General features: G+C 62.1%; 32 protein-coding genes and 5 tRNA genes. 17 read left to right on the top strand and 20 right to left on the bottom strand.

Annotated features, from left to right (window positions below; translation table 11 throughout):
• The first annotated feature begins 14 nt into the window (after positions 1-14).
• Positions 15-641 carry a CDP-diacylglycerol--glycerol-3-phosphate 3-phosphatidyltransferase gene (gene pgsA / locus C1926_RS14060; protein WP_079221387.1) on the top strand — a complete coding sequence of 209 codons (627 nt, stop codon included), beginning with the start codon at positions 15-17 and terminating at the stop codon, positions 639-641.
• A gap of 215 nt (positions 642-856) precedes the next feature.
• Positions 857-932 (top strand) — tRNA-Gly (locus C1926_RS14055).
• A 61-nt stretch (positions 933-993) separates the two neighbouring features.
• Here the strand turns inward: C1926_RS14055 and C1926_RS14050 are convergent.
• Positions 994-1,554, bottom strand: coding sequence for an Rrf2 family transcriptional regulator (locus C1926_RS14050; RefSeq protein ID WP_108759594.1), 561 nt, complete (start codon positions 1,552-1,554; stop codon positions 994-996).
• Positions 1,555-1,838: 284 nt separating this feature from the next.
• Between C1926_RS14050 and C1926_RS14045 the strand changes: the two genes are divergently transcribed.
• Positions 1,839-3,050: an NAD(P)/FAD-dependent oxidoreductase gene (locus C1926_RS14045; protein ID WP_108759593.1), complete on the top strand. Its 1,212-nt coding sequence runs from the start codon at positions 1,839-1,841 to the stop codon at positions 3,048-3,050.
• A 144-nt stretch (positions 3,051-3,194) separates the two neighbouring features.
• Here the strand turns inward: C1926_RS14045 and C1926_RS14040 are convergent, their stop codons facing one another.
• On the bottom strand, positions 3,195-3,770 hold the full coding sequence (locus tag C1926_RS14040; protein WP_159095112.1) for a hypothetical protein: 576 nt from the start codon (positions 3,768-3,770) through the stop codon (positions 3,195-3,197).
• 197 nt (positions 3,771-3,967) lie between these two features.
• Here C1926_RS14040 and C1926_RS14035 point away from each other — a divergent pair, with 197 nt between their 5' ends.
• A complete protein-coding gene (locus C1926_RS14035) occupies positions 3,968-5,077 on the top strand; it encodes an NAD(P)/FAD-dependent oxidoreductase (protein ID WP_108759591.1) in 1,110 nt (369 codons plus the stop codon).
• A 15-nt stretch (positions 5,078-5,092) separates the two neighbouring features.
• On the opposite strand, the gene C1926_RS14030 is transcribed toward C1926_RS14035, so the two are convergent.
• Both C1926_RS14030 and C1926_RS14025 read right to left on the bottom strand, forming a co-directional pair.
• A complete protein-coding gene (locus C1926_RS14030) occupies positions 5,093-5,419 on the bottom strand; it encodes a hypothetical protein (protein ID WP_159095111.1) in 327 nt (108 codons plus the stop codon).
• 20 nt (positions 5,420-5,439) lie between these two features.
• Positions 5,440-5,901, bottom strand: coding sequence for a tetratricopeptide repeat protein (locus C1926_RS14025; protein WP_108759589.1), 462 nt, complete (start codon positions 5,899-5,901; stop codon positions 5,440-5,442).
• 201 nt (positions 5,902-6,102) lie between these two features.
• On the opposite strand from C1926_RS14025, the gene C1926_RS14020 reads away from it, so the two are divergent.
• Positions 6,103-6,178 (top strand) — tRNA-Gly (locus C1926_RS14020).
• 140 nt (positions 6,179-6,318) lie between these two features.
• Here the strand turns inward: C1926_RS14020 and C1926_RS14015 are convergent.
• The 4 genes from C1926_RS14015 to C1926_RS14000 form a co-directional block, all read right to left on the bottom strand.
• On the bottom strand, positions 6,319-6,750 hold the full coding sequence (locus C1926_RS14015; protein ID WP_108759588.1) for a hypothetical protein: 432 nt from the start codon (positions 6,748-6,750) through the stop codon (positions 6,319-6,321).
• Positions 6,751-8,451 (bottom strand): hypothetical protein, encoded by a 1,701-nt coding sequence (locus C1926_RS14010; RefSeq protein WP_108759587.1) that lies wholly within the window; start codon positions 8,449-8,451, stop codon positions 6,751-6,753.
• A 182-nt stretch (positions 8,452-8,633) separates the two neighbouring features.
• A complete protein-coding gene (locus C1926_RS14005; RefSeq protein ID WP_108759586.1) occupies positions 8,634-9,077 on the bottom strand; it encodes a hypothetical protein in 444 nt (147 codons plus the stop codon).
• On the bottom strand, positions 9,070-9,474 hold the full coding sequence (locus C1926_RS14000) for a hypothetical protein (protein WP_108759585.1): 405 nt from the start codon (positions 9,472-9,474) through the stop codon (positions 9,070-9,072). The genes C1926_RS14005 and C1926_RS14000 overlap by 8 nt, the downstream gene beginning before the upstream one ends.
• Before the next feature lie 130 nt (positions 9,475-9,604).
• On the opposite strand from C1926_RS14000, the gene C1926_RS13995 reads away from it, so the two are divergent.
• The 7 genes from C1926_RS13995 (at position 9,605) to C1926_RS21530 (ending at position 13,641) form a co-directional block, all read left to right on the top strand.
• Positions 9,605-9,680, top strand: a tRNA-Gly gene (locus C1926_RS13995).
• A 142-nt stretch (positions 9,681-9,822) separates the two neighbouring features.
• A tRNA-Gly gene (locus tag C1926_RS13990) sits at positions 9,823-9,898 on the top strand.
• A gap of 66 nt (positions 9,899-9,964) precedes the next feature.
• Positions 9,965-10,038 (top strand) — tRNA-Cys (locus C1926_RS13985).
• A gap of 161 nt (positions 10,039-10,199) precedes the next feature.
• Positions 10,200-11,315, top strand: coding sequence for a site-specific integrase (locus tag C1926_RS13980; RefSeq protein ID WP_108759584.1), 1,116 nt, complete (start codon positions 10,200-10,202; stop codon positions 11,313-11,315).
• 82 nt (positions 11,316-11,397) lie between these two features.
• Positions 11,398-12,456 (top strand): hypothetical protein, encoded by a 1,059-nt coding sequence (locus tag C1926_RS21535; RefSeq protein ID WP_159095110.1) that lies wholly within the window; start codon positions 11,398-11,400, stop codon positions 12,454-12,456.
• A complete protein-coding gene (locus C1926_RS13975; protein WP_108759583.1) occupies positions 12,453-12,863 on the top strand; it encodes a hypothetical protein in 411 nt (136 codons plus the stop codon). The genes C1926_RS21535 and C1926_RS13975 overlap by 4 nt, the downstream gene beginning before the upstream one ends.
• On the top strand, positions 12,856-13,641 hold the full coding sequence (locus C1926_RS21530) for a hypothetical protein (RefSeq protein ID WP_159095109.1): 786 nt from the start codon (positions 12,856-12,858) through the stop codon (positions 13,639-13,641). The genes C1926_RS13975 and C1926_RS21530 overlap by 8 nt, the downstream gene beginning before the upstream one ends.
• A gap of 443 nt (positions 13,642-14,084) precedes the next feature.
• On the opposite strand, the gene C1926_RS13970 is transcribed toward C1926_RS21530, so the two are convergent.
• Complete coding sequence (locus tag C1926_RS13970) at positions 14,085-14,423, bottom strand: hypothetical protein (RefSeq protein WP_108759582.1); 339 nt, start codon at positions 14,421-14,423, stop codon at positions 14,085-14,087.
• A 65-nt stretch (positions 14,424-14,488) separates the two neighbouring features.
• Here C1926_RS13970 and C1926_RS21525 point away from each other — a divergent pair, with 65 nt between their 5' ends.
• Positions 14,489-15,025: a hypothetical protein gene (locus tag C1926_RS21525; protein WP_159095108.1), complete on the top strand. Its 537-nt coding sequence runs from the start codon at positions 14,489-14,491 to the stop codon at positions 15,023-15,025.
• A gap of 41 nt (positions 15,026-15,066) precedes the next feature.
• Here the strand turns inward: C1926_RS21525 and C1926_RS13965 are convergent, their stop codons facing one another.
• The 9 genes from C1926_RS13965 to C1926_RS21675 are packed head-to-tail and all read right to left on the bottom strand — an operon-like array spanning position 15,067 to position 18,280.
• The gene (locus C1926_RS13965; protein WP_108759581.1) at positions 15,067-15,363 is read right to left on the bottom strand and encodes a hypothetical protein; all 297 of its coding nucleotides are present in this window, start codon (positions 15,361-15,363) and stop codon (positions 15,067-15,069) included.
• The gene (locus C1926_RS13960; protein WP_108759580.1) at positions 15,360-16,067 is read right to left on the bottom strand and encodes a hypothetical protein; all 708 of its coding nucleotides are present in this window, start codon (positions 16,065-16,067) and stop codon (positions 15,360-15,362) included. The genes C1926_RS13965 and C1926_RS13960 overlap by 4 nt, the downstream gene beginning before the upstream one ends.
• Positions 16,068-16,078: 11 nt before the next feature.
• Positions 16,079-16,456, bottom strand: coding sequence for a hypothetical protein (locus C1926_RS13955; RefSeq protein WP_108759579.1), 378 nt, complete (start codon positions 16,454-16,456; stop codon positions 16,079-16,081).
• A gap of 5 nt (positions 16,457-16,461) precedes the next feature.
• A complete protein-coding gene (locus C1926_RS13950) occupies positions 16,462-16,965 on the bottom strand; it encodes a hypothetical protein (protein ID WP_108759578.1) in 504 nt (167 codons plus the stop codon).
• Positions 16,962-17,201: a hypothetical protein gene (locus C1926_RS13945; protein ID WP_108759577.1), complete on the bottom strand. Its 240-nt coding sequence runs from the start codon at positions 17,199-17,201 to the stop codon at positions 16,962-16,964. Before C1926_RS13945 ends, C1926_RS13950 begins: the two co-directional genes overlap by 4 nt.
• Positions 17,198-17,524, bottom strand: coding sequence for a hypothetical protein (locus tag C1926_RS13940; RefSeq protein ID WP_108759576.1), 327 nt, complete (start codon positions 17,522-17,524; stop codon positions 17,198-17,200). The genes C1926_RS13945 and C1926_RS13940 overlap by 4 nt, the downstream gene beginning before the upstream one ends.
• Entirely contained in the window at positions 17,521-17,793 is a 273-nt protein-coding gene (locus tag C1926_RS13935; RefSeq protein ID WP_108760707.1) for a hypothetical protein, read from the bottom strand. Before C1926_RS13935 ends, C1926_RS13940 begins: the two co-directional genes overlap by 4 nt.
• Before the next feature lie 14 nt (positions 17,794-17,807).
• Positions 17,808-18,128, bottom strand: a complete 321-nt coding sequence (locus C1926_RS21520) for a hypothetical protein (RefSeq protein WP_159095107.1) — start codon at positions 18,126-18,128, stop codon at positions 17,808-17,810.
• Positions 18,129-18,130: 2 nt separating this feature from the next.
• Positions 18,131-18,280, bottom strand: coding sequence for a hypothetical protein (locus tag C1926_RS21675; RefSeq protein WP_174214098.1), 150 nt, complete (start codon positions 18,278-18,280; stop codon positions 18,131-18,133).
• Positions 18,281-18,386: 106 nt separating this feature from the next.
• On the opposite strand from C1926_RS21675, the gene C1926_RS13930 reads away from it, so the two are divergent.
• Positions 18,387-18,680 carry a hypothetical protein gene (locus C1926_RS13930; RefSeq protein WP_254057268.1) on the top strand — a complete coding sequence of 98 codons (294 nt, stop codon included), beginning with the start codon at positions 18,387-18,389 and terminating at the stop codon, positions 18,678-18,680.
• 96 nt (positions 18,681-18,776) lie between these two features.
• On the opposite strand, the gene C1926_RS13925 is transcribed toward C1926_RS13930, so the two are convergent.
• A complete protein-coding gene (locus C1926_RS13925; RefSeq protein ID WP_108759575.1) occupies positions 18,777-19,001 on the bottom strand; it encodes a hypothetical protein in 225 nt (74 codons plus the stop codon).
• Positions 19,002-19,578: 577 nt separating this feature from the next.
• Positions 19,579-20,277 carry a S24 family peptidase gene (locus tag C1926_RS21830; RefSeq protein ID WP_254057267.1) on the bottom strand — a complete coding sequence of 233 codons (699 nt, stop codon included), beginning with the start codon at positions 20,275-20,277 and terminating at the stop codon, positions 19,579-19,581.
• 563 nt (positions 20,278-20,840) lie between these two features.
• On the opposite strand from C1926_RS21830, the gene C1926_RS13910 reads away from it, so the two are divergent.
• The 3 genes from C1926_RS13910 (at position 20,841) to C1926_RS13900 (ending at position 24,193) form a co-directional block, all read left to right on the top strand.
• On the top strand, positions 20,841-21,371 hold the full coding sequence (locus C1926_RS13910) for a hypothetical protein (protein ID WP_108759573.1): 531 nt from the start codon (positions 20,841-20,843) through the stop codon (positions 21,369-21,371).
• Positions 21,372-21,444: 73 nt separating this feature from the next.
• Positions 21,445-21,603, top strand: coding sequence for a hypothetical protein (locus C1926_RS13905; RefSeq protein ID WP_216821550.1), 159 nt, complete (start codon positions 21,445-21,447; stop codon positions 21,601-21,603).
• Positions 21,604-21,778: 175 nt separating this feature from the next.
• Positions 21,779-24,193 carry a DUF5906 domain-containing protein gene (locus C1926_RS13900; RefSeq protein WP_108759571.1) on the top strand — a complete coding sequence of 805 codons (2,415 nt, stop codon included), beginning with the start codon at positions 21,779-21,781 and terminating at the stop codon, positions 24,191-24,193.
• Positions 24,194-24,517 lie beyond the last annotated feature (324 nt).

Below are 24,517 nucleotides of genomic sequence, written 5' to 3'. Positions count from 1 at the left end.
GAGAAGCAAGCCGCATGAAGTTGACCCTGCCCACCTGGCTGACGTTGTTGCGGATCGTGATGATCCCGGTGCTGGTGCTGGTGTTCTACCTGCCCTACACCTGGACCAATTTCGCATCCGCGGCGATCTTCGGCCTGGCCGCCATCACCGACTGGCTCGATGGCTGGATCGCGCGGCGGTACAAGCTGGAATCGGCGTTCGGCGCCTTCCTCGACCCGGTGGCGGACAAGCTGATGGTGGCCGTGGCGCTGTTCCTGATCGTGCAGGGCCACCCGACGCCGTGGATGGCGTTCTGGGCGGCGGTGATCGTCGGCCGTGAGATCGCGGTGTCGGCGCTGCGCGAGTGGATGGCCGAGCTGGGCCAGCGCGCCAAGGTGCGCGTGGCGATGATCGGCAAGGTGAAGACCACCGCGCAGATGGTCGCGCTGCTGTGCCTGCTGTATTCGGTGGCACCGAACGTGCCGGTCAACGACATCTGGATGGGCCCGCCGGTGTTCCATATCGGCGACTGGACCCTGGCCATCGCCGCGGTGCTGACCCTGTGGTCGGGCCTGCAGTACCTGCATGCCGCCTGGCCGAGCCTGCGCGAAGACGAGCGTGCCGCGCGCGAGCGTTCGCGGCAGAAGAAGCTGGGCAACTGATGAGCCCGGGGTCAGATCCCTTTCCGCAGGAAAGGGCTCTGACCCGGCGGTCGCCCCATCCACGCATGGCGTGGATCTACCGGTGATGCACCGACACATCGCGCGCCGTAGTAGATCCACGCCATGCGTGGATACGCCATGCCGAAGCGCTGCGAAAGTCCCTGAAAAATAGTGCTTGACGCCCTTCCCAGAACAGGTAGAATTTCGCCTCCCAAGCGGGAATAGCTCAGTTGGTAGAGCGCAACCTTGCCAAGGTTGAGGTCGCGAGTTCGAGTCTCGTTTCCCGCTCCAGATTCAAGAAAAACGCTCCCGCAAGGGAGCGTTTTTCGTTGTGCGGTCATCCCACCGGCAATCAGTCTTCGTCCTGCGCCGATGCACGCGAACGCATGCCGGTGATACGCGCTTCCTCGCGTGCCACCTGGCGGTCGGCAAACCACTCCTGCACGTCGCCCGCAAAGCTCGCCGGGCGCCCTTTACCCTGCACGCCTTCGGCAATCGAGGCCAGGCTTGACCGTGCCAGTTCCTCGCGCATGGCCTTCTGCGCATTGATCATCACCGCATGGATGCCGCACACCCCGCGGTTGGCCCAGCGCGGCGGACTGCCATCAAACAGCGCGCAGCGCCCACGGATTTCCTGGCAGTCGAAGAGCGCTTTCTGGCCTTCCACGGCATCAACCACATCCAGCACGCTGATGTCCTCGGGCGCGCGGGCCAGCTGGTAGCCACCGCGGATACCTCCGGTGGATTCGACGATCCCCGCCTTTTCAAGCTTGGGAAAGATCTTGGCCATGAAGGCTGCCGGCACGCCCTGCAGTTCGGCGAGGTCGCGGCTGCTGGGCCGCTGCTCCAGCGGTGGAAGCAGCCAGAGCAGGCAGTGCAGGGCGTACTCGACGCCTGTTCCGATGTGGGCCATGGGACCGGTCCAGAAAAATATAACGCGGACTATAGGGGCCTGAGTTACCCGCGGCAAGCGCACGAAGCGCCGTCCAGTGCATTGATTTCATTGGCGTTATGCCTGCGGGAGAGGCGTGTGGCGTTGCCCGCTGTCCTGAACGGCGGCCGCCACCGCGCTTGCGTGGCATAACGCGGACTCATATGATCCGCGTTATGTGGTGCGCCGGCGCAGCACATCCCCGTGCCCCTGCCGCCTGCGCATCGGGCTGCATGACCCGTCGTTTCCCAGAAGGATTTCTTTCCGTGTCCCAACGCATTCTTGTCATCGGCGCTGGCTTTGCCGGCATGTGGAGCGCGCTCTCCGCCGCCCGTCTTCTCGACCAGGCCGCGCGCCGTGATGTTGAGATCGTGCTGGTTGCACCGTCCCCTGAACTGCATGTGCGCCCGCGCCTGTACGAGAAGGGGCCCGAGCGCATGAAGGCGCCGCTGCAGGCGATCTTCGATGCGGTGGGCGTGCGCTACCTTGCCGGCCGCGTCGAGCACATCGACGTGGCCCGCCAGCAGGTGCAGGTGGTGGGCGCGGCGGCCGATGCGGCAGCGCAGACGCTGCACTACGACCGCCTGGTGCTTGCCGCCGGCAGCCGCCTGAACTGCCCGCCGATTCCCGGCCTGCAGCAGCACGCGTTCAACGTCGACCAGATCGCCGATGCAGCGCGCCTGCAGGCGCACCTGCAGGGCCTCGGCGAGCGCGCGCAGAGCGCAGCGCGCAACACGGTGGTGATTGCAGGCGCAGGCTTCACCGGCATCGAGACCGCCGCAGAAATGCCGGCGCGCCTGCGTGACGTGCTGGGTGCCGATGCTGCAGTGGACGTCATCATGGTCGAGCGTGCCGATGCGCTGGGTCCTGACCTGGGTGAAGGCCCGCGGCCGGTCATCACCCAGGCCCTGACTGAACTGGGCGTGTCCTGGCGGCTGGGTTCGGGCGTGGCCAGCGTGGATGCGGATGGCGTGACGCTGGAAGACGGTGAGCGCATCGACGCCGCGACCGTCATCTGGACCGCCGGTGCACGTGCCAGCGCGCTGACCGCGCAGATCCCCGGCCAGCACGACGCTGTGGGTCGCCTGCACGTGGACCGCACCCTGAAGGCGAAGGGCGTCGACGCGGTGTTCGCCACCGGCGACTGCGCGCATGCTGCCACCGACGACGACGGCAACGTCGCGATGATGTCCTGCCAGCACGCGATGAACCTGGGTCGCTCCGCCGGCCACAACGCCGCCGCTGACCTGCTCGGAGAGGCGATGATTGACTATGCGCAGCCCAAGTACGTGACCTGCCTGGACCTGGGCCCGTGGGGTGCCGTCTACACCGAAGGTTGGGACCGCCAAGTGGTGCTGTCCGGTGCTGAAGCCAAGGCGCTCAAGACGCGCATCAACACCGAATGGATCTATCCGCCCGTGGGCGAGCGTGCGGAGATCCTGGCGTCGGCCGACCCGCTGCGGATCGTGGTTGCCTGACGGTTGGTAATTTCGAGAATGGTGTCCGCGAAACGGGCGCCATTCTTCTGGATCACTCTGAGCAGCGGCGGCTAATTCATGGGCAAGCAGCATCCACTGCTGGTCGGAATCCCTGGCTTGCGGACAATGTTTTGCCGGCTCACTTCACGGAGTCCGACTGATCTCGTCGGTCGATCCTACCTTCGATGACTCGATGGCTGCACGATTGAGAGGAATGCTTTGGGCCTTCTCTTGGTCGGTTTCCAGTTGCTTGCGGAAATTCACGCTGACTGGAAGCGAGTGCGCCTTATCGGCCAATTCTTTCGTGATCAGAATTGTGCTCTTGCCTGATCCACTTGCCGCCTCATCAATTGCCAATCCATCAATATGAGTGGCTTCAACGCCACTCCAGATGTACTCGAGATAGTGCTGCTCTCGCTTCTTGAGGAAGGAAAGCAGAAGGTGAAGTGAGAGGATGAACTGCTGTCCAAGATGATCCGCATCGATGCATTCGGCTTCACTCGGAACCCTGTCTGAATTGAGATAGCTTCTGAGCGACTTCTTCACAGCGAAAGGTGGGGGTGAGCCGGTTTCGACGGTGACCCAGAGCGCATCGAGAAATGCGCGTGACGGATCTTCAGAATAGTAGGTGGTGCGTCTGAAGAGATGGGCGAGACGTTCTGTGGAGTAGAGGGCCTTCAGCAGCTCCCTTCGATGTTCTTCCAACAACTTCGGTTTCATTTTTCCTCGGCATCCCGGTGACGTGAATGGATTGCTTGGCACTATCGGTACGTATATCCAAGCCGTCCATGCAACTTGTATGAAACTCGCTTGACGCCAGGGACGATAGTGCGCTTCATCCCCACTTCACCGCCGCTCCATAGCCCCGCCACGCGCGCAGGCCACGCTGCATCTTCTTCCCCTATGTCGATGCTGCGATGCCCCACATGTCCTCCGCCTACGACCATGATGTGGGCATCGTCGGCGCAAGCTTTGCCGGTGCGGCCTGTGCATTGGCCGCAGCGCAGTACGGTCTTCGCGTCTGCGTGCTTGAACGCAAGGCAGACCCCGGCGAGCGCCTGCACACCACCGGCATCGTGGTGAAGGAGGCGATGGAACAGACCTGGCTGGGCCACATTCCCGAGCACCTGGTGCAGCGCGTCGCGCGCGTGCGCCTGTATGCGCCCAACCTGCGCAGCGTGCAGCTGCAGGCACCGGGCTACTACTTCCTCACCACTGACACCCCGAACCTGATGCGCTGGCTCGCCGCCGAGCTGCGTGCCAGTGGTGTCGATCTGCGCCTGCAGCAGTCCTTCCGCCATGCCGAAATCGATGGCGATGGCTGGCAGGTGGAGGGGGCAGGGCGGTGTGCCTATCTGGTCGGTGCCGATGGCGCCCGTTCGCGCGTGGCCCGGCGCACCGGCCTGGGCCAGGTGCGCGACCACCTCCATGGCGTCGAGCGTGAATTCGACGGGCTGCAGCTGGCGCAGGGCGATGCGCTGCATTGTTTCGTCAGCAGGCGCTATGCACCGGGCTACATCGGTTGGGTCGCACAGAACCCTGCCGGCGTACAGGTCGGTCTCGCCCTGCGCCATCAGCCGATGCAGGCGCGGGTGCCGGAGATCGATGGCTTCATCGAACACGTGCGCGACGCCGTCGGCATCGCGCCTTCATTGAAGCCATCGTCCACCCGTGCCGGACTGGTGCCCTGTGGCCTGCCTGACGGCCCGATCACCGGCCATCGGCTGATCCTCACCGGCGATGCGGCCGGTATCGTCTCGCCGCTGTCGGCCGGCGGCATCCACTCATCGTGGCGGCACGGCTGGGCGGTCGGTGATGCCATCGGCCGGCACCTGCGTGGCAAAGGACCGCCCGCCGAACAGGTGGCACGCCGGGTGGCACCCACCTTCCGCCGCAAGCGCCTGCTGCGCTGGGCGATGGACCACCTGCAGCAGGACTGGCCGGTCAACGCGCTGCTGCGCACGGCGACGATGCGGCGCGTCGCCGAGCAGATCTACTTCCACCAGCGCGGGGTACGGGCTGACTGACGTGCAGGGCGACGCTCAGGCGCTGGGCGGTGTTGCCCTGATCTTTGCCAGGCCCTTGACCAGCGACTTGATATTCTCGGGGTCACCGCCGCGATCAAGGCGGTCGGACCAGCGATCGAAGTACTCGCGGAACAGCCGGTTGCCATCATCGGTGAGGTTGTCTTTCGTGACCTGGAAGGTCTCGTTCAACGATCCATCGGCGTTGTAGGGGGATTCCAGCAGGAGCTCGTTGTCCACCAGGAAGCGCATCAGGACTTCGGTGATGTGGGTGATTTGGCGGCGGTAGCTCACGCGCTTGCTGGACTCAAGCATGGCGGGGTAGGAATATCTGATGATGGTCATGATCGATATCGTCCGGACGCTCAGCCTGCAGGCCTGCTGCGCCGCGCTTTTTCTTCCTTGTAGAAGGTCACATATCGGCGTTCCATCTCCTTGAACGTCCGGTTCCCGCCCTGTGCTTCCGCGCGCGCGAACCATTCGAAGGCCTGTTCAAGGTCGCCTATCTCATAGTGCGCCTCGCCAACATCGCTGAGCATCGTGTGTGACTTCGGCGAGCCGACCTTGAGCACCTGCTCGCTCCAGGCCAGCGCCAGTGGGTAGTCGCCCTGCTGGAACGTGATGGCGCGCAGGCGATCGGTGACGAACAGCCCAGGCATCTGCCATTGCTGCCAGTTCTCAGGAAACTGTTCCCACACCGCCAGGAATCCAGTGCGCGCCTCGTCGAGGCGGTCACGGAAAAAGTGGGCTTCGGCGGCTTCCATCAGAGCCTTCAATGCGGCACCGCCGTCGGGCAGTGTCTGGTACATCTCGAAATCGGGTTGCATGACCGAGGCCTTCTTGGCAGGGGTCAATAAAACAGGGGGCGGGCATCACCGCGCCCCGCTCTCCGGGGCGATACCGTAACACCTGGCAGGGGCTGGCCCGCCCGTGATGGACCCATGTTCAGGTTTGGCGAAGAAAGAGGTTGACGGTCCCGTCCAATCTCGGCAGAATGGCGCTCCTTCGACGCAGGTCGAACGGAATCTGCGGGAATAGCTCAGTTGGTAGAGCGCAACCTTGCCAAGGTTGAGGTCGCGAGTTCGAGTCTCGTTTCCCGCTCCAGATCAGGAAAAACGCTCCCGCAAGGGGGCGTTTTTCGTTTGCGTCGCACTCAGGCGTCGCCCCGCCACCATGTCCCGCGCGCCGGCCCTTCCGACTGTGCGTGGTGAACTGCGGAAGCAGGGGGGGGCGGGGCCGGTAGGTCATCGGCGACAGGCGCGACGGATTGAGGCTGGAATGACGACCAGCAGCGTCAGTACCTGGAGGATCGCAGCGACAACCAGCCAGTTCAGATGCACATCGCGTATGGGTGACTGGTGCATGGCTACTGCACCCCACAGGCCTGTCCATGCCAGCCATGGAACGACGCAGATCAGCAGCCGCAACCACAGGCGTCTCATGCGCCATGGTTGAGTGATCAGGCCAAATGCAATGAGTTCCGCAAGGACGATCAGGGAGAAGATGACGACTGAGCCAGCCGGGTAGGGGCTTGTCTCAGACTCGTTGTGGAGCATCTGCCAATGATCTGGCTGGAAGCCGGCCCGTATGAGGGCGAAGACCAGCAGGACCCAGACTGACGATGCGGTCAGCCAGAAGCCCTGCAGTTTTGTCGGTTTATGAAAGGAGTTTGGCATCTACTTGGACAGGTAGCCCTGCTGCTTCCAGAAATCCACTGCGAACACGTGATCTTTCGCGAAGTAGGGTCTTCTTCCTTTCAGCAGCCCCGTGTTTGTTCCGCGCATTTCCCTCGCGCCGCGCTTGAACAGTCGTAGTGCCTCGGTCAGCTCATCCCCTCCAGCAGGGTCTATCTGGGCCGGGGAGTCTTCAGTGCGCTGATCTGCCTTGTAACGGATGCGGACGCGCTCCCGTCCATCCATACAGGTTTCAATACAGTAGTAGTAGCTTTCGATGACGGTGCTACCGTCGGTCTGTTGCAGCTCCCGTGAAAGCCGAAGTAGGGGCTCATCGCGACCCGATCCATGCTTCTCCTGGCGAAACGCTGCATGGCAGTGGCCGACCCAGAATCCGCAACGGTCACCATCGCTGTAGTCGTCGTATGGCTTGCAGATCGGCAGCGCTAGAAGATCCCGTATCTCGCTCGTTGAAATTACTTCCGTCGCCCTATGGCGGTTCGATGCGCCTTCCTGGAGTAGCCGCCAAGCGTCGAGGATGAGTGCGACGAAGGGAGGCTGGATGTCATGCGATTCCACTTCATCCCATTCACGCTGATCCTGGCCGGTATCGCTGCAGATGTACTTCAACAGGATCCAGCCAGATTCAGCTCCTCCTGCGAGATGATGCGGGGTACCGGCGGCTGCGTGAGTGCGCGCCATGACGAGGCGTGCCGCGATGTTCTTCGATGGATCTTCCATCTGCACGGTGTATGCGCGCATGCCAGTCTCCGCGATGTCCGCTCTTGCTAGAAGTGAGAGGCCGCCGTGGTGGAATTCATAGGCCCGGGTATCCATCGGAAGCATGTCTTCTCCACAGACGCGCAGCATGCTCTCTGGACTGATTGCGGCGTCGCCAAACAGGTTCACCGTGCTTGACGGCGGGTCTGGCGCCGACAGGCTCTCTGCACGGATGACGCGCTTTCCGGCAGTCAGCCTCTCCAGCATGGCTCCCGCGTCCAATGACCAGACGCTGTCCGGGTCCTCGGATTCACGTGACAGGCAATCGAGTTCGATGATCTGCTCAATTCCATCGTCAGTCATGGCTTCGTCGTCCATCCGGCGCATGCACTGGACCGAGCCATCGAACTGCATGGAGTAGTCGGTCTGAATGAGAAGCGCTGCCTCTGTGTTCCCGACTACGTGTAGTTCCCCGTGGTTGTAGTCGCCCCAGAACAATTCGCGGACCAGCAGGTTGCCGCCCACGCGGATTTCCTGTCCGCCGACGATGGCATTGGTCGTCGTCAGGTCGCCCGACACAAGTAGTCCGCATGCGCCGTCGGTTTCAAGGCAGTGAACATAGCCGGCGATCTCTGCACTGCCACGGACGAGGATGAAGCGGATGTACGCACCCAGGTCTTCTTTCCGCCACGGGGCCAGCGGATCGACCAGGTCCAGTGTGTCCAGTTTGAGATCACCATCAACCAGGAGAACCAGCTCATCGGGGTCCCCCCAGACGTAGTGCCCTGGTGCGTATGATGAGTCCTGCGGTACTTCTTCCTTGATGTCGCCGTATCGGACAACCTGGAAGGGGCACTCCGGGGAAAGTTGCGTGGCAAGTTCCAAGGGCGTGATCAGTTGGAATCCAGGCATTGTTGCTAATGCCGCGTCAAGCGGATCCATGTCGCCGAGGGGCTGTGATGCGTGCTGGCTCGACTGCTGCATGAAATGTCCCCATTTGGCAGAGGCATTTGCAGAGCAGTGTCAGCGAAAATACTGCCGGCGTTGCGGGCCTCGGATCAGGCACTTTCTTCCATTGGTACGGTACGGGTCCATGCAATTATTCTGAAATGAGTGGCCGTCCCTGCGCGTATCCTTCTTCCCAGTCAGTCATTCATTGGACTGATTCAGTTCCTCGCGGTGGCCATGCGGCGAGCTTGGGACACCTGCCAGAAGGTGATCGAAGACACCACGCACAGGGCCAGGAACAGGCTCAGATCCAGCAGCAGCAACCACAGCAGGTGCGTGCCGTAGACCGGGGACTGATGCATCGCGCCCATCGCGAACGGGACCGACCAGGCCAGCAGCAGCGCAAAGGCGATTAGCAGGCGCAGCCAGAGCCGACGCCATCGCCATGGGCGCACGATCAGCGTGACAACAGCTATTTCAACCGTGCTCATCACGGCAAAGATCGCAACTGCGCGGATGGGGTAGGGCTGCACTTCGCCGGGTTCCAGCCAGCGCTGCATCCAGTAGTCGGTCTGCGTGCCGGCGTGAATCAGCGCGGCCATCACAACCAGCCAGATCGTGGCCGCCGCCAGGTAGTACCACCGGGTGTTGCGATCAATCATGCATGGACTCCTTGCTCGTGCTGCAGGCCGTGGCGCGCGCGGCGAAGCGTGCGCTGGCGGTGATCGCGGCCAGTGCGAGCACGCCCGGGCCGACGGTGAAGTACAGCATGCGCAGCGGATTGTTGTGCATCAGCGTCCAGCCTGCGAATGCGAGCGGGATGGCCAGTACCACCAGCTTGGCTGCAAGCGGCCGCAGTATGGCGACCAGCGGCTGTGCGCCGAGGAACAGCACGAACGCGTAGTACTGCGCGAGGCCCAGGCCGATGTTGCCGTGCGAGCTGAAACCGACATGGTTGCCATACCAGGTCATGCCCAGTGGCATCAGCGTCCAATAGAGCGTGCCCACCAGCAGGTGCAGCAGCAGGGAGATCAGCAAAGGCTTGCCGTGCAGGAACATGGGCGCAGGCGTCCGGGCGGGGCAGGGTACCCCACCACGCCAGGCCCGGATCAGCGTGTGTGAAGACTGTTGACGGCGTGAAGGAATTTGGACACAATAGCGCTCCTTCGACGCAGGTCGAACGGAATCTGCGGGAATAGCTCAGTTGGTAGAGCGCAACCTTGCCAAGGTTGAGGTCGCGAGTTCGAGTCTCGTTTCCCGCTCCAGATTCTACAGGGCCCCGGTAGGGGCCTTGTTTTTCTCCCGCCATGGCAAGGCGGGGCACGTTGGGCCACAAGGCTTTGCGCGCAGTCAGAAAGGTGAAATCGCTGGTGTGTGTTCCGGATTTCCGGTACCATGGCGGCTTACGCGGGAATAGCTCAGTTGGTAGAGCGCAACCTTGCCAAGGTTGAGGTCGCGAGTTCGAGTCTCGTTTCCCGCTCCATGTTTCGACAGGCCCCATCGCGGGGTTTTGTCATGTCAGGGGCGTCGTTCCTGGCCGCGGTACGTTGGCCTCATGGCAGAGTGGCTATGCACCGGATTGCAAATCCGTTTACAGCGGTTCGATTCCGCTTGAGGCCTCCAAATAAACCCCTGATTTATCAGGGGTTTTTCTTTGCGTGGTGTTTGGCTGCAGCCCGCAGAATCCCCTGATTCGGCCATGAAATCATCGGTCTGCCACCCGTTTTCGGGTGGCAAACTCGCGTTAACATGTGCCGAGTGCGTTTACGTGAGTTTGAGCAGGAATGGCAACCAAGCGACGCCGGGGCGACTCCTGGCAGTACACGATCAAGCGGGCGGGGTTGCTGCCTCAGCCTGTGTACCTGAGCTTCGCCTCGGAGGCTGAGGGCGACGAATACGTCAGAAGGCTGGAGGCGATTCTTGACCGCGGCATCGTGCCGGAAGAGTTGGCCAACACCAAGGCGGCGGCGAAGGATCTGCGTAGCCAGGTGAGTGAATATCGGGGGGCGCAGCACATCTCTGTGGATGATGAGCAGCTGCTGCCGGTGCTCCTGTCGCGACTGCCCATCGGCATCACGCTGCCCCAGCTCACCTTTACCTGGGCGACCGAGTGGGTCACCACGATGAAGCGCGAGCAAAACCTCGCTCCTTCCACAATCCGGCATTACGTGGGGGCGTTGTCGCGGGCTCTCGACTGGTTGGCCGCTCACGGTGCGCTGCCCATGAATCCGTTGCGTCTTCTGCCGCGCGGCTATTCGACTTACACGCCTGACGACAAAGTGGCCGTGGCGAGAATCGAAGGGCGCGCGAAGATCGACCAGGAGCGCGATCGCCGGCTGGAAGATGGCGAGGAAGTTCGCATTCGCGAGATCATGGCTGGGGCGAAGCCCGAAGGCCGCCAACGGCCGCTGGATCTTCCGCAGCGGGAAGCGCTGGTGCTGATGTTCGATATCGCGCTTGAGACGGCCATGCGTATGCGGGAGATTTACACGCTAGAGCACAGCCAAGTAGATGTTGCGCGCCGCACGATCTTCCTTGACAAGACGAAGAACGGCAGCAAGCGACAGGTGCCGATTACGTCGGTGCTGCTGGGCAAGCTGGCCGCGTATCAAGGGGACTTTGGAGGGCGGCTGTTGCCCTTCTGGGCGGGCGAGCATAGTCCGTTGGCGTTGCGTCGGGTGTCGAGCAAGCTCTCGCGGCAGTACGAGCGAATCTTCACCGCAGCAGGCTGCCTCGATCTCGGATTCCACGACCTGAGGCACGAGGCAACTAGCCGTCTTTACGAACGTACGAAACTCACAGATATTCAGATCTCGAGCATCACAGGGCATCGAGATCCGAGGCAGTTGAAGCGCTACGCGAACCTTCGCGCATCCGATCTCTCTCATCAGTTGTGGTGAGTGCCTATGTAGGATTTTCCCTACGGCGCCGAGCCGGAAGCTGAATTACTATTCAGCTCACAATGAGCCCTGAGGGGGGGGAATGAGTATCAAGCCGATGCTAGATGGCCTTGCGCGTGCTCCATGGAGAGACGTCGCAAGAGTAATGCTGATTCGTGCCGGCTACGCCGTCACTCGAGGCTACTCAGCTACAGTCGAAGATCTTGCAAAGCAAAAGCCAGACGCCAAGAAGATAGCTGCTCTTGAGAGCGGCTTGATTGAGCACTTGGTTGCTGGAGAGAAGTACGTCCAAGTAATCAAGCTTTTGCCAGGTGAACGCTCCAAAGTCGAACAATGGATCAAGTCTAAGCGTACCTACGCAAACGACTTGACTGCCGTTTTTCCTGGAGTGGCACCGGAATCAAAGATCACCCCGCTACGCCACCTGGAGCCGACAGCGGCTGGTTTCGTTCAGACCGAAGTGGGCATCGCAGCTCTGTTCACGGCTGCGCGTTCATTTGTAAAGACGGTTCCTGTGCCTGCATCTGACCTTAAGCCAGCAGCAGCAGCAGGATTCGAGAAGATTGTCGGTTACAAGAACGTGTTTGTGCAGACGTACGAGGCCATCTGGCTACCACCGAAGCTCGATGTGGTCGTCTTGTGCGTTGACTATCCGCCGGAGGGGGCGACCCAGAGCTTCCCACTTCCGAACGCCGCCTTCCTAACAGCAACCGTGCGTAAGATGCTTGGTCGAGCGATACAGAAAGCCAATTTCTGGCAAGCGATCGATGGACTGTACCAAGGGCCGGACGGAAAGCTGGTTGACTATGGATTCTCCGCCGGCGGCCAGTCTGTCAATCACCATCGGGCCCGCCGTAAGACATCTGTGTGCCTGAGAAAAGCGGTCTATGACGCTGCCGGTGCAGCAGCGATTGCTGCGTCTGGCAAATCCCTGGAGCTGTTTAAGGCTGCTATGCAATGGCAGCTAAAGCACGCTGATGGTGTGTTGGTGGACCCCGAAGTGATGATCTCTGGTGTCGCAAGGGATCTCAACAAGGCAAGTCCCGTGGTCGATCACTGCGTGGTCCGCGACTGTCTCACGACGGGAGACTTGGCTTTCGTACTATCAAAGGTGCTTCCTCACATAAAAAATTGGGTATGAGCACCTTAGATCAAGTCCTGCAGCTTGCGAGCAAAATACCAGACGACTCGTTACGCGAGTCGCTGGTTCAATTGACTCGCGCGCTTGGCCCACACCTTTTAGACTTTGAAGAGATGTGGACCTTTGCCGGGCTGGCAAAGATCTCCGGAATTGCTCAGGACGATCCCGCCTTACTCGACGCAATTAGGATTCTATCTTCTCCCAGCCCCGTGCGTGTGCTTGATATGCATTTTCTATATTTCTCGCCTGAGGGTGACGGAGAGGGCGAGGCTATGGAGGATCGCGAAATAGCTGACGCTTATCGCTTGGGCTATCTCGTCGACCCGCAGACCGGAGCTGAGCTACACGACTTCGAGGATCACCTGGTTCCCTACTTCCAAGTTCGTAGGGAGGCCTCTCGTGGCTGATCCCACCATCGCTCAGCTCAAACAAAGGGCAGCGACCTGTCCTGTCCGAGCTCTCAGTCTTCAGATTCTGCTATGGGACTTTGACCCACCTGGTTATGATGCTTGGGTCGAGCACATCGAGCGGGCGCTACTGCATCAAGTCAATTTGATCGCGGAGAAGAAGCACTATTTGAACAGCTTGAGCGAGGATGCGCTGAGCACTGTTGTGCAGATCGCACTGGACAACCTTGTCTTGGATTGCAGTGCAGCTGTAGTGAATGGCAATGTAGACGTTGTAATTGCCTTTGGCGGATACAAGTGGCTGGGTGAAGCAAAGATCGCCAGCGACAACACAAAGATTTTCCACGGCTATCAGCAACTGACAACCCGATACGCAACTGGTCAGCCCGGACAGACCGCTGGCGGTATGTTGCTTTACTGCAAGGACGAGAGGGCCGACGGGATTCTGAATAGCTGGAGAGCTGCTTTGGACGTGGCGATCCCGGGATCCCAGATCGTTGATGGGCCTGTCCCACTATCATTTAGGTCTATTGACACCAGAAATGGTGCCGGCCAGGTTTTAAAAATTGTTCACTTGGCGTTTCCTCTTTTCCACCTGCCGGAAGAGGACACGTGGGTGCTGCCCAAAGAGGCTACTGAGGCCGGAAGGCTCGCAAAGAAGGCAACTAAGCAAGTTGCGAAAAAGCGGCAGCGAGAACGCAGCGATGCTTTAGGCAATGCAGTTGATGGCGTTGCAGGGACAGATGCAGCGAATGACGCAAATGCTGGCGATTCCTGACTTCGTTCTGTTCCCTGTCACGTGAGTCCGAAGCTGCCCGATCTCGTGCTATTGAGCCGATCATCTCGTGTGATCGGCTCTTTCATATGCGCGTAAGTCCGGTGGGTTGATGCGGCGCGGCCTAGCGGCCTTTCTCGTGACGCTAGAGTTGTTCTTGGTCTGAGCAGCCTCTTTGCAATTTGCCGACTTCCGTCGCTCTGCGGCCTGTTTTCGCCCTTCTGAGCGTAGGAAGTCGATCAAATCCTCGCGGAGCATGACGGTGTGCTTCTGATTCAGGCGTACGGCTGGCACTTCACCTCTGTCTACAAGTTCCTTCATGGCTTCGAGCCCCAGGCGCATCATCCGCGCTGCACCCTCGAGGCCTAGTGTCTCGTCCAACCTTTCGGCCTGAGCTTGATTGCTCTGCTTCATGCTGAGAGGCCCGCGTTGCAGGTATTGATGATTCATCGGAGTCCCCTATGGCGCACGGCAGGGTCGAGGCCGTAGGTGTCAGCCAGGGCGCTGGTGAGACGGTAGGCCGTCGCTCGGCTAACACGAAACCTGGCAATCACCTCACACACGGTTGGGAACTTCTCCTGCTCGTGTGCCCACTTCATGAAGAGCATGATCGAGCGCATGTAGCCGTAGCCCGCGAGGTCGTGCTTGCCTCTGTGGACCTTCACCACCGGCGGCATCGAGGCGATCGCGGAGAATTCGAGCGCGCCGAGTCCCATGGTCGGCGACAGAGTCTCGCGGCGCCCCTTGCCGCCGGAAACGCTTTCTAGGTGTTGGATCGGACGCATGCGGTCGCCTCCATGTGTGAGTACGCCATGCCAAAATGCCGGCAACACCACGAAAGGAGTTCGGGATGGGCATCATTGACGGAATAAGCGAGTGCTGGTGGATCAGCCAATCCTGTGTTGTCGACTGGGATGCATGGGCAGCCATCGCCACAGCTGCGGCAACCATGCTTGCCCTCACTCTTGCTTTGAAAGAGACGAGAGCTCGTCGTCGCAAAGCGAGGCACGACGCCCTGCGATCGAAGATCGCACTTTATCCGCATGTCCACGAAGCTCAGGCTGCTGTGACGGCTTTGGGGGCGGTAATTGGTCCTGATATCCAAGTGATCCTGCCGAACATCGAGTACGAGATCCGGAGGGTTCAAGCAGCTATGGATGCCATAAGAAGTACCGGTCCTCAGCTGGAAGAGAATGACGCCCTGTTGCTCGCGAGAGCTACATCGCTTGCTGAGTACGTTGTTCGTCAATCCAGAAGGCTGGTGAACGGTGACGCAGCCGCATTTGAAAATCCGTCTCTTCGTGATGCTTGGTCGAAGGAAGCGCGTAGCGCAACTCAGCTCTTTCTTGATCTCGCCTCCGAATATAAAAGAGTTGCAAACCTCTAGAGCCAGGTCCCTAAAGCAGCAAGGCGGCAACTGTGAGACGGTCATTTGACGCCCTCGAGGCTGCAGGCCAGTACGCCCGGTAAGGCGTAGAGCGGGATCGGCCGTTCTTCATCCTCGCAGTACGCTTGCGCCTCGGCGGCTGTCATAAACACCATCGGCTTATCATGATGGGTCATCCACGCTGCTGGCTTCCGGTCAGGTTGTTCGACGGAAGGCTGTGAGAACCCGCGCACCTTCTCCGCAAGCTCCATAAGGGTCAGGCCGGACTGGCTGAACAGAGCTTCGCCGATCTGCTCGACCAGGCGCTGCGCAGCGCCCTCTGCCATCGTGGTGTTCATGCGCGAGCCTCCATCGTTTCGAGAGCGGCGATAGCCAAGGGCCGCACGAACCACGCGGCGTGGCCATCCTCCGTTCCGCCCAGCCAAACCAGGCGCCAGTCAGCGCCAGGGCCTTCCGGGTTCCAGTCGATCATCTGCTGGGTGTTGGCGTACACGCCGGTACCGATGGATTCCTCCTCGAACTCTGCCTCCACCACGACCAGGTCGAAGCCTTGGGCGTAGAACAGCGGCGGGAGGGAGGATTCGCGGCCATCAGCCCACGCAGGCACATCCGGATGGCGCATGACTTCGCCATGGCCGTCCCGCGCCGGCAGCCGCGCAGGGTCATACAGCCCGCGCCACGGATCTGCCGGATCGACGCCGGTACCAGTCTGGCCGCGCACCAGCTGCAGCAGCTGCGAGGCCTGCGCCAGCCGGGCCTTGGTGATATTGCAGAGCGGCGCGTCGCCATCTTGGAAGCTGCTGCGGAGCGCGTTGTACCAAGCCGCCACCGGTGCCTCGAACACGCGCAGATCCTGCACGCGGGGCAGGCGGGCGTACAGGTCGAGCAGCGCGGTCGATGCCTGAGCCAGAGGAACTACCTTTGCAGCGTTAGGAATCCACGCCGCCTCAACGGCGATTGCCTCAAGGGTGCGGACGGCCTCGCGCAGCTCAGGGCACGCGTAGGCGATGGGGAACTCTTTCGTCTGTTGGGTCGCGGTCATTGGGGTTCCTGCTAGAAGTCGACGTCGGTGTTGACGAATGCGCCGCCCAGCGGCGCGGGGTTGGGCTCCGCTGCAGCGCCAGCCGGGCGAGGGGAGATCGGCCCTGCGCGGCGATACCGGCGGTGGGGATCGGCCGCGTATCGGCCATCGTTCAGGCGGATCACCTGGTACTGCGGGAACGCGTCCGCCGGCAGGTAGGCTCTGGCCTCCGCAATGAGGTCGATGTAGCGCTCCTGCCACTCCGCGGGCATCGACTGCAGGGTCCGCCGGGTAATCACGTGGTACGCGGCGCGGGACTGTCCGAATGCCTGGTGAGCAGGACCGGTTGCATAAAGCACTTTGCGGGCCGTGGCAGCATCGGCGGAGCGATCTGTGGAAGGGGCGCTCATCAGGCTCAGTCCGCGCTTTGGGTCGGCAGGCGATCCATGTAGCCGCCGTGGTTGGCCGCATGGCGGCTCAACGTGGGGCGCAGCGGCGTGGTGCCCAGCTGCTCGATACGCCCACCGTTGGCGCGGAACGCAGCCAGATCCTCGGCCAGCTGGTCGCGCTCGTAATCCTTGTGCCGCACGGTGGTTGACGCATCACTCGCGCGGCCGTTCTCGGGCAGCGCAGTGACCAGGGCGCGAAACGTCCGGCGTTCGCGGGGCTCGGCCGCGCGCAGCGGGGCAATGGCGTGCTGTACGTGACCCGCGAGGCGCCAGATGCCGATGCGGCCGGAGCGCGCGCAGGTGGCCTGGCCGCTGCGTGCCAGCCCGGTCAGCGTGTGGCTGATGACGTGGCTCGACTCATTGATGCGCCCGACAGTCCTCAGCTGTTCAATGGTTGCACCCTGCGGGAACTGCGCAAGAGCCTTGCGCACCTGGTCGGCGCGGCCGGCGTGCTGGGGGCGAGTACTCATGCGCGCGCTCCTGCAACCATCTGGCGCATGGCGTTGCCCAGGTGCAGTACGTGCGACGACTGATGCGCGACGGCATCGGCGTTGTTGGTCAGCACCAGGGTGTCGTCCAACGGGTAGGCGGTGTGCCCATCCCAGTCGTCCAGCACGTCCTTCATGCCGAAGTGTTCACGCAGCTCCTGCGCGTTGGCTGTTTTGCCGCAGCGTTGCGGCCCATAGATCACGACAGAGCGGCTCATGCGTGGATTCCTTTCGTGCTGCGCGTAGCGCGGTGGTTGGGGGAGATCGACCGGACGCGCACGCCCTGCCGGTCAAGCCAGCGGTGTGCGGCCTGAGCGGCCAGACGGTTGAGGGGAAAGGTCGTGCCGCCCAGGCGCAGCGAGTTATGCGATACCCCCACGCTCCGGCTGGCGCTGGCGGCGAGCTGCAGGAGCGATTCGCGGGGCGCGGCGGTGTAGAGCCCGGCCCAGATCCAGCCCTGGCACACCATCAGCACCAGCGATTCGCCCTGGTGCCCGGTGGCGAACTGCTGCTCGACTGGAAGGGTTGCTGCAGCGCTCATGCGGACAGCGCCAGATCGCGGGCCTTGGCAATCTCGGCCTCAGCAGCGGCAAGGCCGGCGGCGGTCAAGGTCGCTGTGCGCGGTAGCTGCGGGTCGTCGTAGCGCACCAGGACTCGCTCATCCAGCCAGTTCATGACGCGACGGGTGAAGACTTTCTCCGGTCGGTTCTTGGGCGCGAAGCCCGCGCGGGTGCGGTGAAGGGCGTGGTCCGAAGCGGCATGCGCTGCCAGCAGCGCTGCGCGTTCTTTCGGCTTGAGTGCGGCGGCCATGGCGTGTCTCCTGGTCAGGCTGCGATGGAGGTGGAAGGGGCGGCTGAAGCGAGCTCGGCCAGCACTTCGCCGCGGTGGCGGGCGAGGTGGGAGATCTGAATGCGGTAGTGCGCCAAGGTGCTGTCGGTCCAGCGCAGCTCGGCCAACGCGGCGCGGTCGTAAGGCACGGGCCGGGTAGCGATGCCGCAGCGGTGGCACTCGATGTGGACCAGGTCGGGGCAGGCCGTGCCCAGGCGATGCCCTGTGGGCGCGCCGCTGGTGGTGACGATCTGGGGCCGGTGGCCGTGGCCACAGGTGGGGACCGATGCAGGCACTGGGCGGGAGGTCTGGCGCATGGTCAGCCCCTCACCGAACTGCTGGCTGCCCAGCGGGGCTTCGCGGCATCGCGGTCGGCGTGAGCGTCATGGATCTCGGCGACGCGCAGCGGCACGACTACGGCGGCCAGAAGCCCAACGGCCAGCCAGGTGATGCGGAGACGGCGGCTCACGGCGCGCCCCCTTCTGGTTCGTTGATTTGCCCGGGCGGCGGGGTAGGTGCCGCCCCCCTTGCGGTAGGCTGGATGTGCCAACAACACAGCCCGCAAGGAGGGCGACATGAGCACGAAGGATCCGCAGCAGGAACAGATCCGGAATCAGCGCAATGAGGCGCGGAAGAAGATGTATGAGGTGCAGGGCAGCCTGAGCTACTTCCTGGAGGTGTTTGGGGATGAGCTTGGAGCGCGCCAGGGCTGGAAAAACGATCTTGATGGGATCGAGGCTGTGCACTACTTTCTGATCCAGAAGCACAACTGGACGCCCGCGCAGGTGCGGTCGATGACGCACGAAGACCTGCGATTTGCACTGAGCGAAGAGATGCAAGGGTGGACTGTGCCGAAAGGCACGCCCTGACGTATGGGTTATCGCTGCGTGCTGCACGTAGCGTCAGCAGGTGGCTGCGCAGTTCATAGGACTGCGCAGTCAGTGCCTGAAGTTCAGATCGTGCGCTCATGCCCGCACCTCAGCCGACATATCCCGCGAGCAGGTTTCCAGGCGGAGGCTTGCCACGCCCATGCGGCGCGAGCGGCGCAGCTGGTTGCGGCTGTGCTCGCCCTTGCTGCGGGTCCACAGGGTCCGGGCGGTGCTGTGATCGCGGGCCGCCAGCGCCAGCAGGGCCTTGATGGCCAGCAGTGGCAGCAGGGTGGGGCTCGGATCGGCGTGGCGATGAGACATGGCGCGCTCCTGGTCAAGGGAGGGCGCCGGCGGGTCATCTGCCTAGGGCGGCTGCTGCCGCGAGAGGGGGAGCGGCAGGGTGACGACCCGCCGGTCGCCCGTCAGCAAGACTGCTGACGAGCGAAGTAAACCACAGCTTTATTTCGTATGTAAAGCGTAGGTTTATGAATTGGCGCCTAGCTCAGCGCCATCCACAGTACTGGAGCCCCTGTTCTTTGAAATTTCCCTGCAGGTAGCTGCTGTCCTCTATCAAAGGGCCAGGTGTGGATGCAGGCGAGGCATGTCCAACTACTACGAAGCGCTTCCATCCAACGTAGGCGCCGAGCAAGTTCTTAGCGTTCACCTCGCCGCAGAGCGCGAGCCGATTCTTCTCAGTGCTTGACCAGACGATCCGTTCTTTGCGGAAACGAGCGCTTTCTGCATCCGATAGAACATCGTCGAACGACGCTCGCGCAGCAGACCTGAACTGGTACTCCTGCACCTGCGAGCACGCAGTGAACGCGCACGCAGTAGCAGCCAGTGCCAAAATTTTGAACTTGAGGGCAGAGTTCGGTCGCATGAGCCTTCGCCGCTCCGGTTAGTTCAACCGGTCGATTCGGTTTCGCAGGTACACCTTCCCGCCGATAAGTGCGCCTGTCGGTAGGGGAAACGCCGGGTACAGGCCCGCGTTTGCACTCACCACATAGACGGCTTCTCCGCGATCCTGTAGTGCTTTGATTTGTTGGCCGTTGCCGGTGTTGATCAGGTAGATGCCGTCGCCATCGAAGGACGTGATTCCGGTGTCGACAATCAACGACTCGCCAGGCTGAACTACCGGAATCATAGAGTCACCTCGACCGGTCACCAGGACGAGTCGTCCAGGCGCCGGCACAAAGCCGACAACCGATCGAATGTATGCAGGTGTGAAGTCCATCGATTTGATGATCTCCGGGTAGTCATCATTGACCCGTCCGTCCCCCATGTCGGCTTCCCCATCCAGTTGCATGACACGCACATGCTCGCCTGCATGTCTCTCACCTGGTGAGATTGCTTCGCGCACGTCGTCGCCCTGGCTCTCTTTGTCGTCCACTCCAGCATCGAGGAAGTACTCCACGCGGCGGCCGGTATAGCGAGCGAGCGCGGGAATGTAGGCTTTGTCGATCGCGCCCTTCCGCTCCCAGCCTGTAATGGCTTGTGGATTGATTCCGCACTCTTTGGCTACCCGCGCTTTCGTGCCGCGCGGGGAGTGTTCGAAGGCGAAGCGAATGCGCCTGGCTAGTTCGTTATTGTCAAGCATTGCTTGATGATCGGCGGATGGCGACAACTTTCCAATAAACCGGGGCTTTACAGTAAAGATAAAGCTGTGCTTTACTGCTGGTATGAGCGCAATTCTGACCGCGGTTGAGAAGACACAGGGGGGGCAAGTGGCACTGGCCCGAATCCTTGGCGTATCGCCCCAGCAACTGAATCAATGGGTCAAGGCATCGCGGCCGGTGCCGGCGAAGCATGCGCTGGCTATTGAGAGGGTCACGGGAGTGTCGAGGCATCTGCTTCGCCCAGACGTTTTCGGGGTGCTCGATCAAACCGGAGTGCCTAGCTGATGGCTGGGACGGGGGCAACCTGCGTCCGAAGTCGTGGGGCTGAGCGACTGGACTATGCGCAGCGCGGGGCTCGACGGGGCCGCGTCAAATCCAAAGAAGATTGCGGCAATGTCCGTCACTCCATGATTGACATCGAAAAGGCGCATTGCGATGAAGCGCACGTGCCGTGGATGTTCAGCGGTCTTCGTCATGCGGATCATGTTGCTTCAGTCTGGGGGCTGTCTCCCACGATGAAATGCGCTGAAATTCAGGGGGAAGCATGACCTGCCTCCGCTCTGACCTGTACTGGCGGGATGCGCTGCACAACGCAGTGGCGCGCGCCCCAGGTGGCCTGCAGGATGCTGCCGCGCATATCAGTAAGCGCCGAGGTAAGTCGATATCGGCCGAGACGCTCCGTAAGAAGCTGCGGGGCATCGATGGTGAGTCGGTCTCCATGGAGATGGCCGAGATCCTGACGGACTACCTGCAGCAGTTCGTGGCCACTCAGGAGGCTGCTACCGATTGGGTGTGCTCCCTCGCAGGCCAGTACAACCTGATGGTGGACTACGTACCGCCGCCGCCCGAGGGCGGTTGGCCCGACGAGCTGGCCGCGATCCAGGCAAAGCTGCTGGAGCTGCACAAGCTGACAGGCGCGCTGGCCGGTGCCGGTATCGACGCACTGGCAGACAGGCGCCTTACCGTCCCCGAGGCGGATCGAATCCAGGACCTGTCGCGGGATGTGCGCAAGCTCTGCTACCGCCTGGAGCGCAATGCCTGCCGTGCTGCTGGTCAGCAGGGGATGGAGGACTGACGTGACCACACACCACGCCCATCGATCCCGGTATCGACGGCGTGGCATAGCCAGCGCGTCTGCACGGCAGGCGATGGAACTGGCGGCTCTGGCGCTGACTGATGCGGTGCCCGGATTGATTGGTGAAGAAGCATTGGCAGAGCGCGAGCGCATCCGCCAGCGGCAAGAGCAGCAAGACAACCGGCAGCGTAGCCTGCCTTTGGGGAATCCTGATGTACCACGCAAGCATTGATTCGGCCCCATCCCCCCGGGTGGCTCGTGAAAGGCCGCGTGTCGGCCGCGCTACTGAATCGGCCTCGGCATTGAGAGCGATTCTCGATTCCAGCGATGGGTCCTCCCTGGACATGCCCGTCGCGGGTAATTCGGACCCCGTTCTTTGGGTAGACAGCAGGGCTGGAAACTACTGAATGTCTGAGAACTATGGGGATGTGCTGCAGCAGCTGCAGTCAGCCGGCCTGCTGGTCACCGAGCTGGACACCACCGGACGCATGATTCGCTGCCGTGTTGAGGGCTCACGCGAGCGCCGCGGCTGGTACGCGCTCCACGAACTGAATACGTCAGCCGGCGAAGTGCTGGTTGTCGGAACCTACGGCGTTTGGCACGGCAACGAAAACGGCGCAACGAAGGTCGATCTGCGCAAGCGCGATAAGACCTTCTCCGATGAGCAGCGCGAAGCGCTGCGCAACAGGCTGGCCGAGGACCGCCGCCGTGCAGAATCTGCCCGCCAGACTCAGGCAAAGCGGGCGGCAGAGCGTGCGTCGTCTGCCTGGGCAAAGGCCAACGCCGTTGGCGAAGCCGACTACCTGGTCAGCAAGGGCGTGCAGGGCTTCGGCCTTCGCTATGGCACTACCGGCGCGGCACTTGTCCCGCTGCTGGACGTCAACGGCCAAGTGCACGGCCTGCAGGTGCTGCGCAGCGCCAGGCTGGCTACGGCAGGGCGCAAGCCAGCGAAGGAGTACTGGCCGGCCGGTATGGTCAAGAAGGGCCACTTCCACCTGATCGGCGGAAGCCCGCAGTGGATCCTACTAGTGGCCGAGGGCTATGCCACGGCGGCCACGCTGCACATGGCGACGGGCTACCCGGTGGCCGTGGCGTTCGATGCTGGCAACATGCTGGCCGTCGCCTCGGCCCTGGCGAAGCGCTATCGCGGCATCAAGATGCTGCTGTGCGCCGACGACGACGTGTTGCAGAAGTGCCGGCACTGCAAGAGCCGCCTGGTGCTGGCCGACTATCCGCAGTTCTGCCCATCGTGCGCGCAGCCGCATGGCGCGTCGAATGCCGGCCTGCTGGGTGCCGAGGCTGCAGCGCTGGACGTGGGCGGAGCAGTGCTGCACCCGGTCTTTTCCGATGAGCCGAGCAGGCGTGAGCGCTTCATCGACAGCGGCCGCAAGGTCAGCGACTTCAACGATCTGCACGCGCAGGAGGGCCTGCATGTCGTGCGGGCGCAGGTCGAGGCCCGTCTTACGGAGCTTTCATGGCGGGTGCCTGCAGAAAAACGCGCGCCTTCCATCACCAACGACGGGGGCGAGGGGAATGATCGCTTGGCTCCCATCCATTCGCTGACCGAGCTGCTCGAGCGCTTCGCGCTGGTCTATGGGCAGGGCGGCACGGTGTTCGATCACAAGGAACACATGCTGGTGGCGCTGGGTGACATGCGCGATGCCTGCGTGCGCAAGGAACTGCACCGGGCATGGATGGAGCACTCGGATCGTTCGATCGTACGTGTGCGCGAAGTCGACTTTGACCCGTCGTGCGAGAAGCCTGGGGTGACCTGCAATCTCTTTGCTGGTTGGCCGACAGTGCCGCAGGAAGGCAACTGCGACCGGCTGCTGCAGCTGCTCTGGCACATGTGCGGCAACGAGGCCAACCAGAAGGCGCTGTACGACTGGGTGGTCAAGTGGCTGGCCTACCCGCTGCAGCACCCTGGCGCCAAGATGAAATCGACCATCGTCATCCATGGTCCGCAGGGGACCGGCAAGAACATGTTCTTCGATGAGTACATGAAGCTCTACGGAGAGTATGGGCGGGTGCTTGACCAGGCGGCGCTGGAAGACAAGTTCAACGACTGGGCGAGCCGCAAGCTGTTCCTGCTGGCCGACGAAGTGGTTGCACGCACCGAGGTGTACCACCTGAAGAACAAGCTCAAGGCGCTGATCACGGGCGATCGCATTCGCATCAACCCGAAGAACATCCAGGCCTACGAGGAAGACAACCACGCCAACCTGGTCTTCCTCTCGAACGAGGCGATGCCGGTCGTGCTAGAAGAGGATGACCGGCGCCACGCGGTGATTTGGACCCCGGAGAAGCTGAGCCTGGAGTTCTACACCGAGGTGCTGGCCGATATCCGCAATGGCGCGACCGCAGCGCTGCACCACTATCTGCTGCAGGTTGACCTGACCGGGTTCACCAACGGCACGCATCCGCCGATGACGCATGCGAAGGAAGAGCTGATTGGCCTGAGCCAAGACAGCCCACAGCGCTTCCTGGACGAGCTCTACGGCGATGACATCCCGGGGCTGAAACCCATGCCGGCGCTGTCGAAGGAGTGGTACGAGGTCTACAAGGCCTGGTGCGCGCGCGAGGGTCTGCCGCGCCCGGCGCCGTCACCAAAGTTCATCAACGCGCTGGTCCGCAAGCGGCAGATCACCCATCCCGACAGGGCACGCAAGCGGTATCAGATCGAGCAGTCCGTGAATGGGCCTCATGGCTTCCTGATGCTCGGCGATTGCACGGTGCCTGACGGGAAGACAGAGGCGGCGTGGCTGGGCGACCAGGTCGTGTCATTCCGACGCATGTATTCCGACTACAAGGGGCGTGCGTGATCACTACGGCTATCAATGTGCGGTGTGTGCGGGATGTGCGGGCAGATGTGCGGGCATCGAATTGCCGTGAATCGCTTGCGGCAGTAGCAGTGTGCGGGACGTGCGGGCATCGGCCTACATGGGCGGGCGCGGGCGCGAACGGTTGTCCCGCCCCCACGCCGCAATGCGCCTCGCGTGCGTATGTAGGTGGCCGCACATCCCGCACACCCCGCACACGCCTTGTGCTGCAGCGATCTGGCGGCTATCGCATCCCGCACACGCCGCCGCACAGCCCGCACATGCTCGCGCGCGCGAGTTTTTCCGCTTTAACGATCTTCGAAGGAA

The sequence above is a fragment of the Stenotrophomonas sp. ZAC14A_NAIMI4_1 genome (assembly GCF_003086915.1).
Classification (GTDB): Bacteria; Pseudomonadota; Gammaproteobacteria; order Xanthomonadales; family Xanthomonadaceae; genus Stenotrophomonas.
This window is presented reverse-complemented; position numbering and strand designations above follow the sequence as displayed.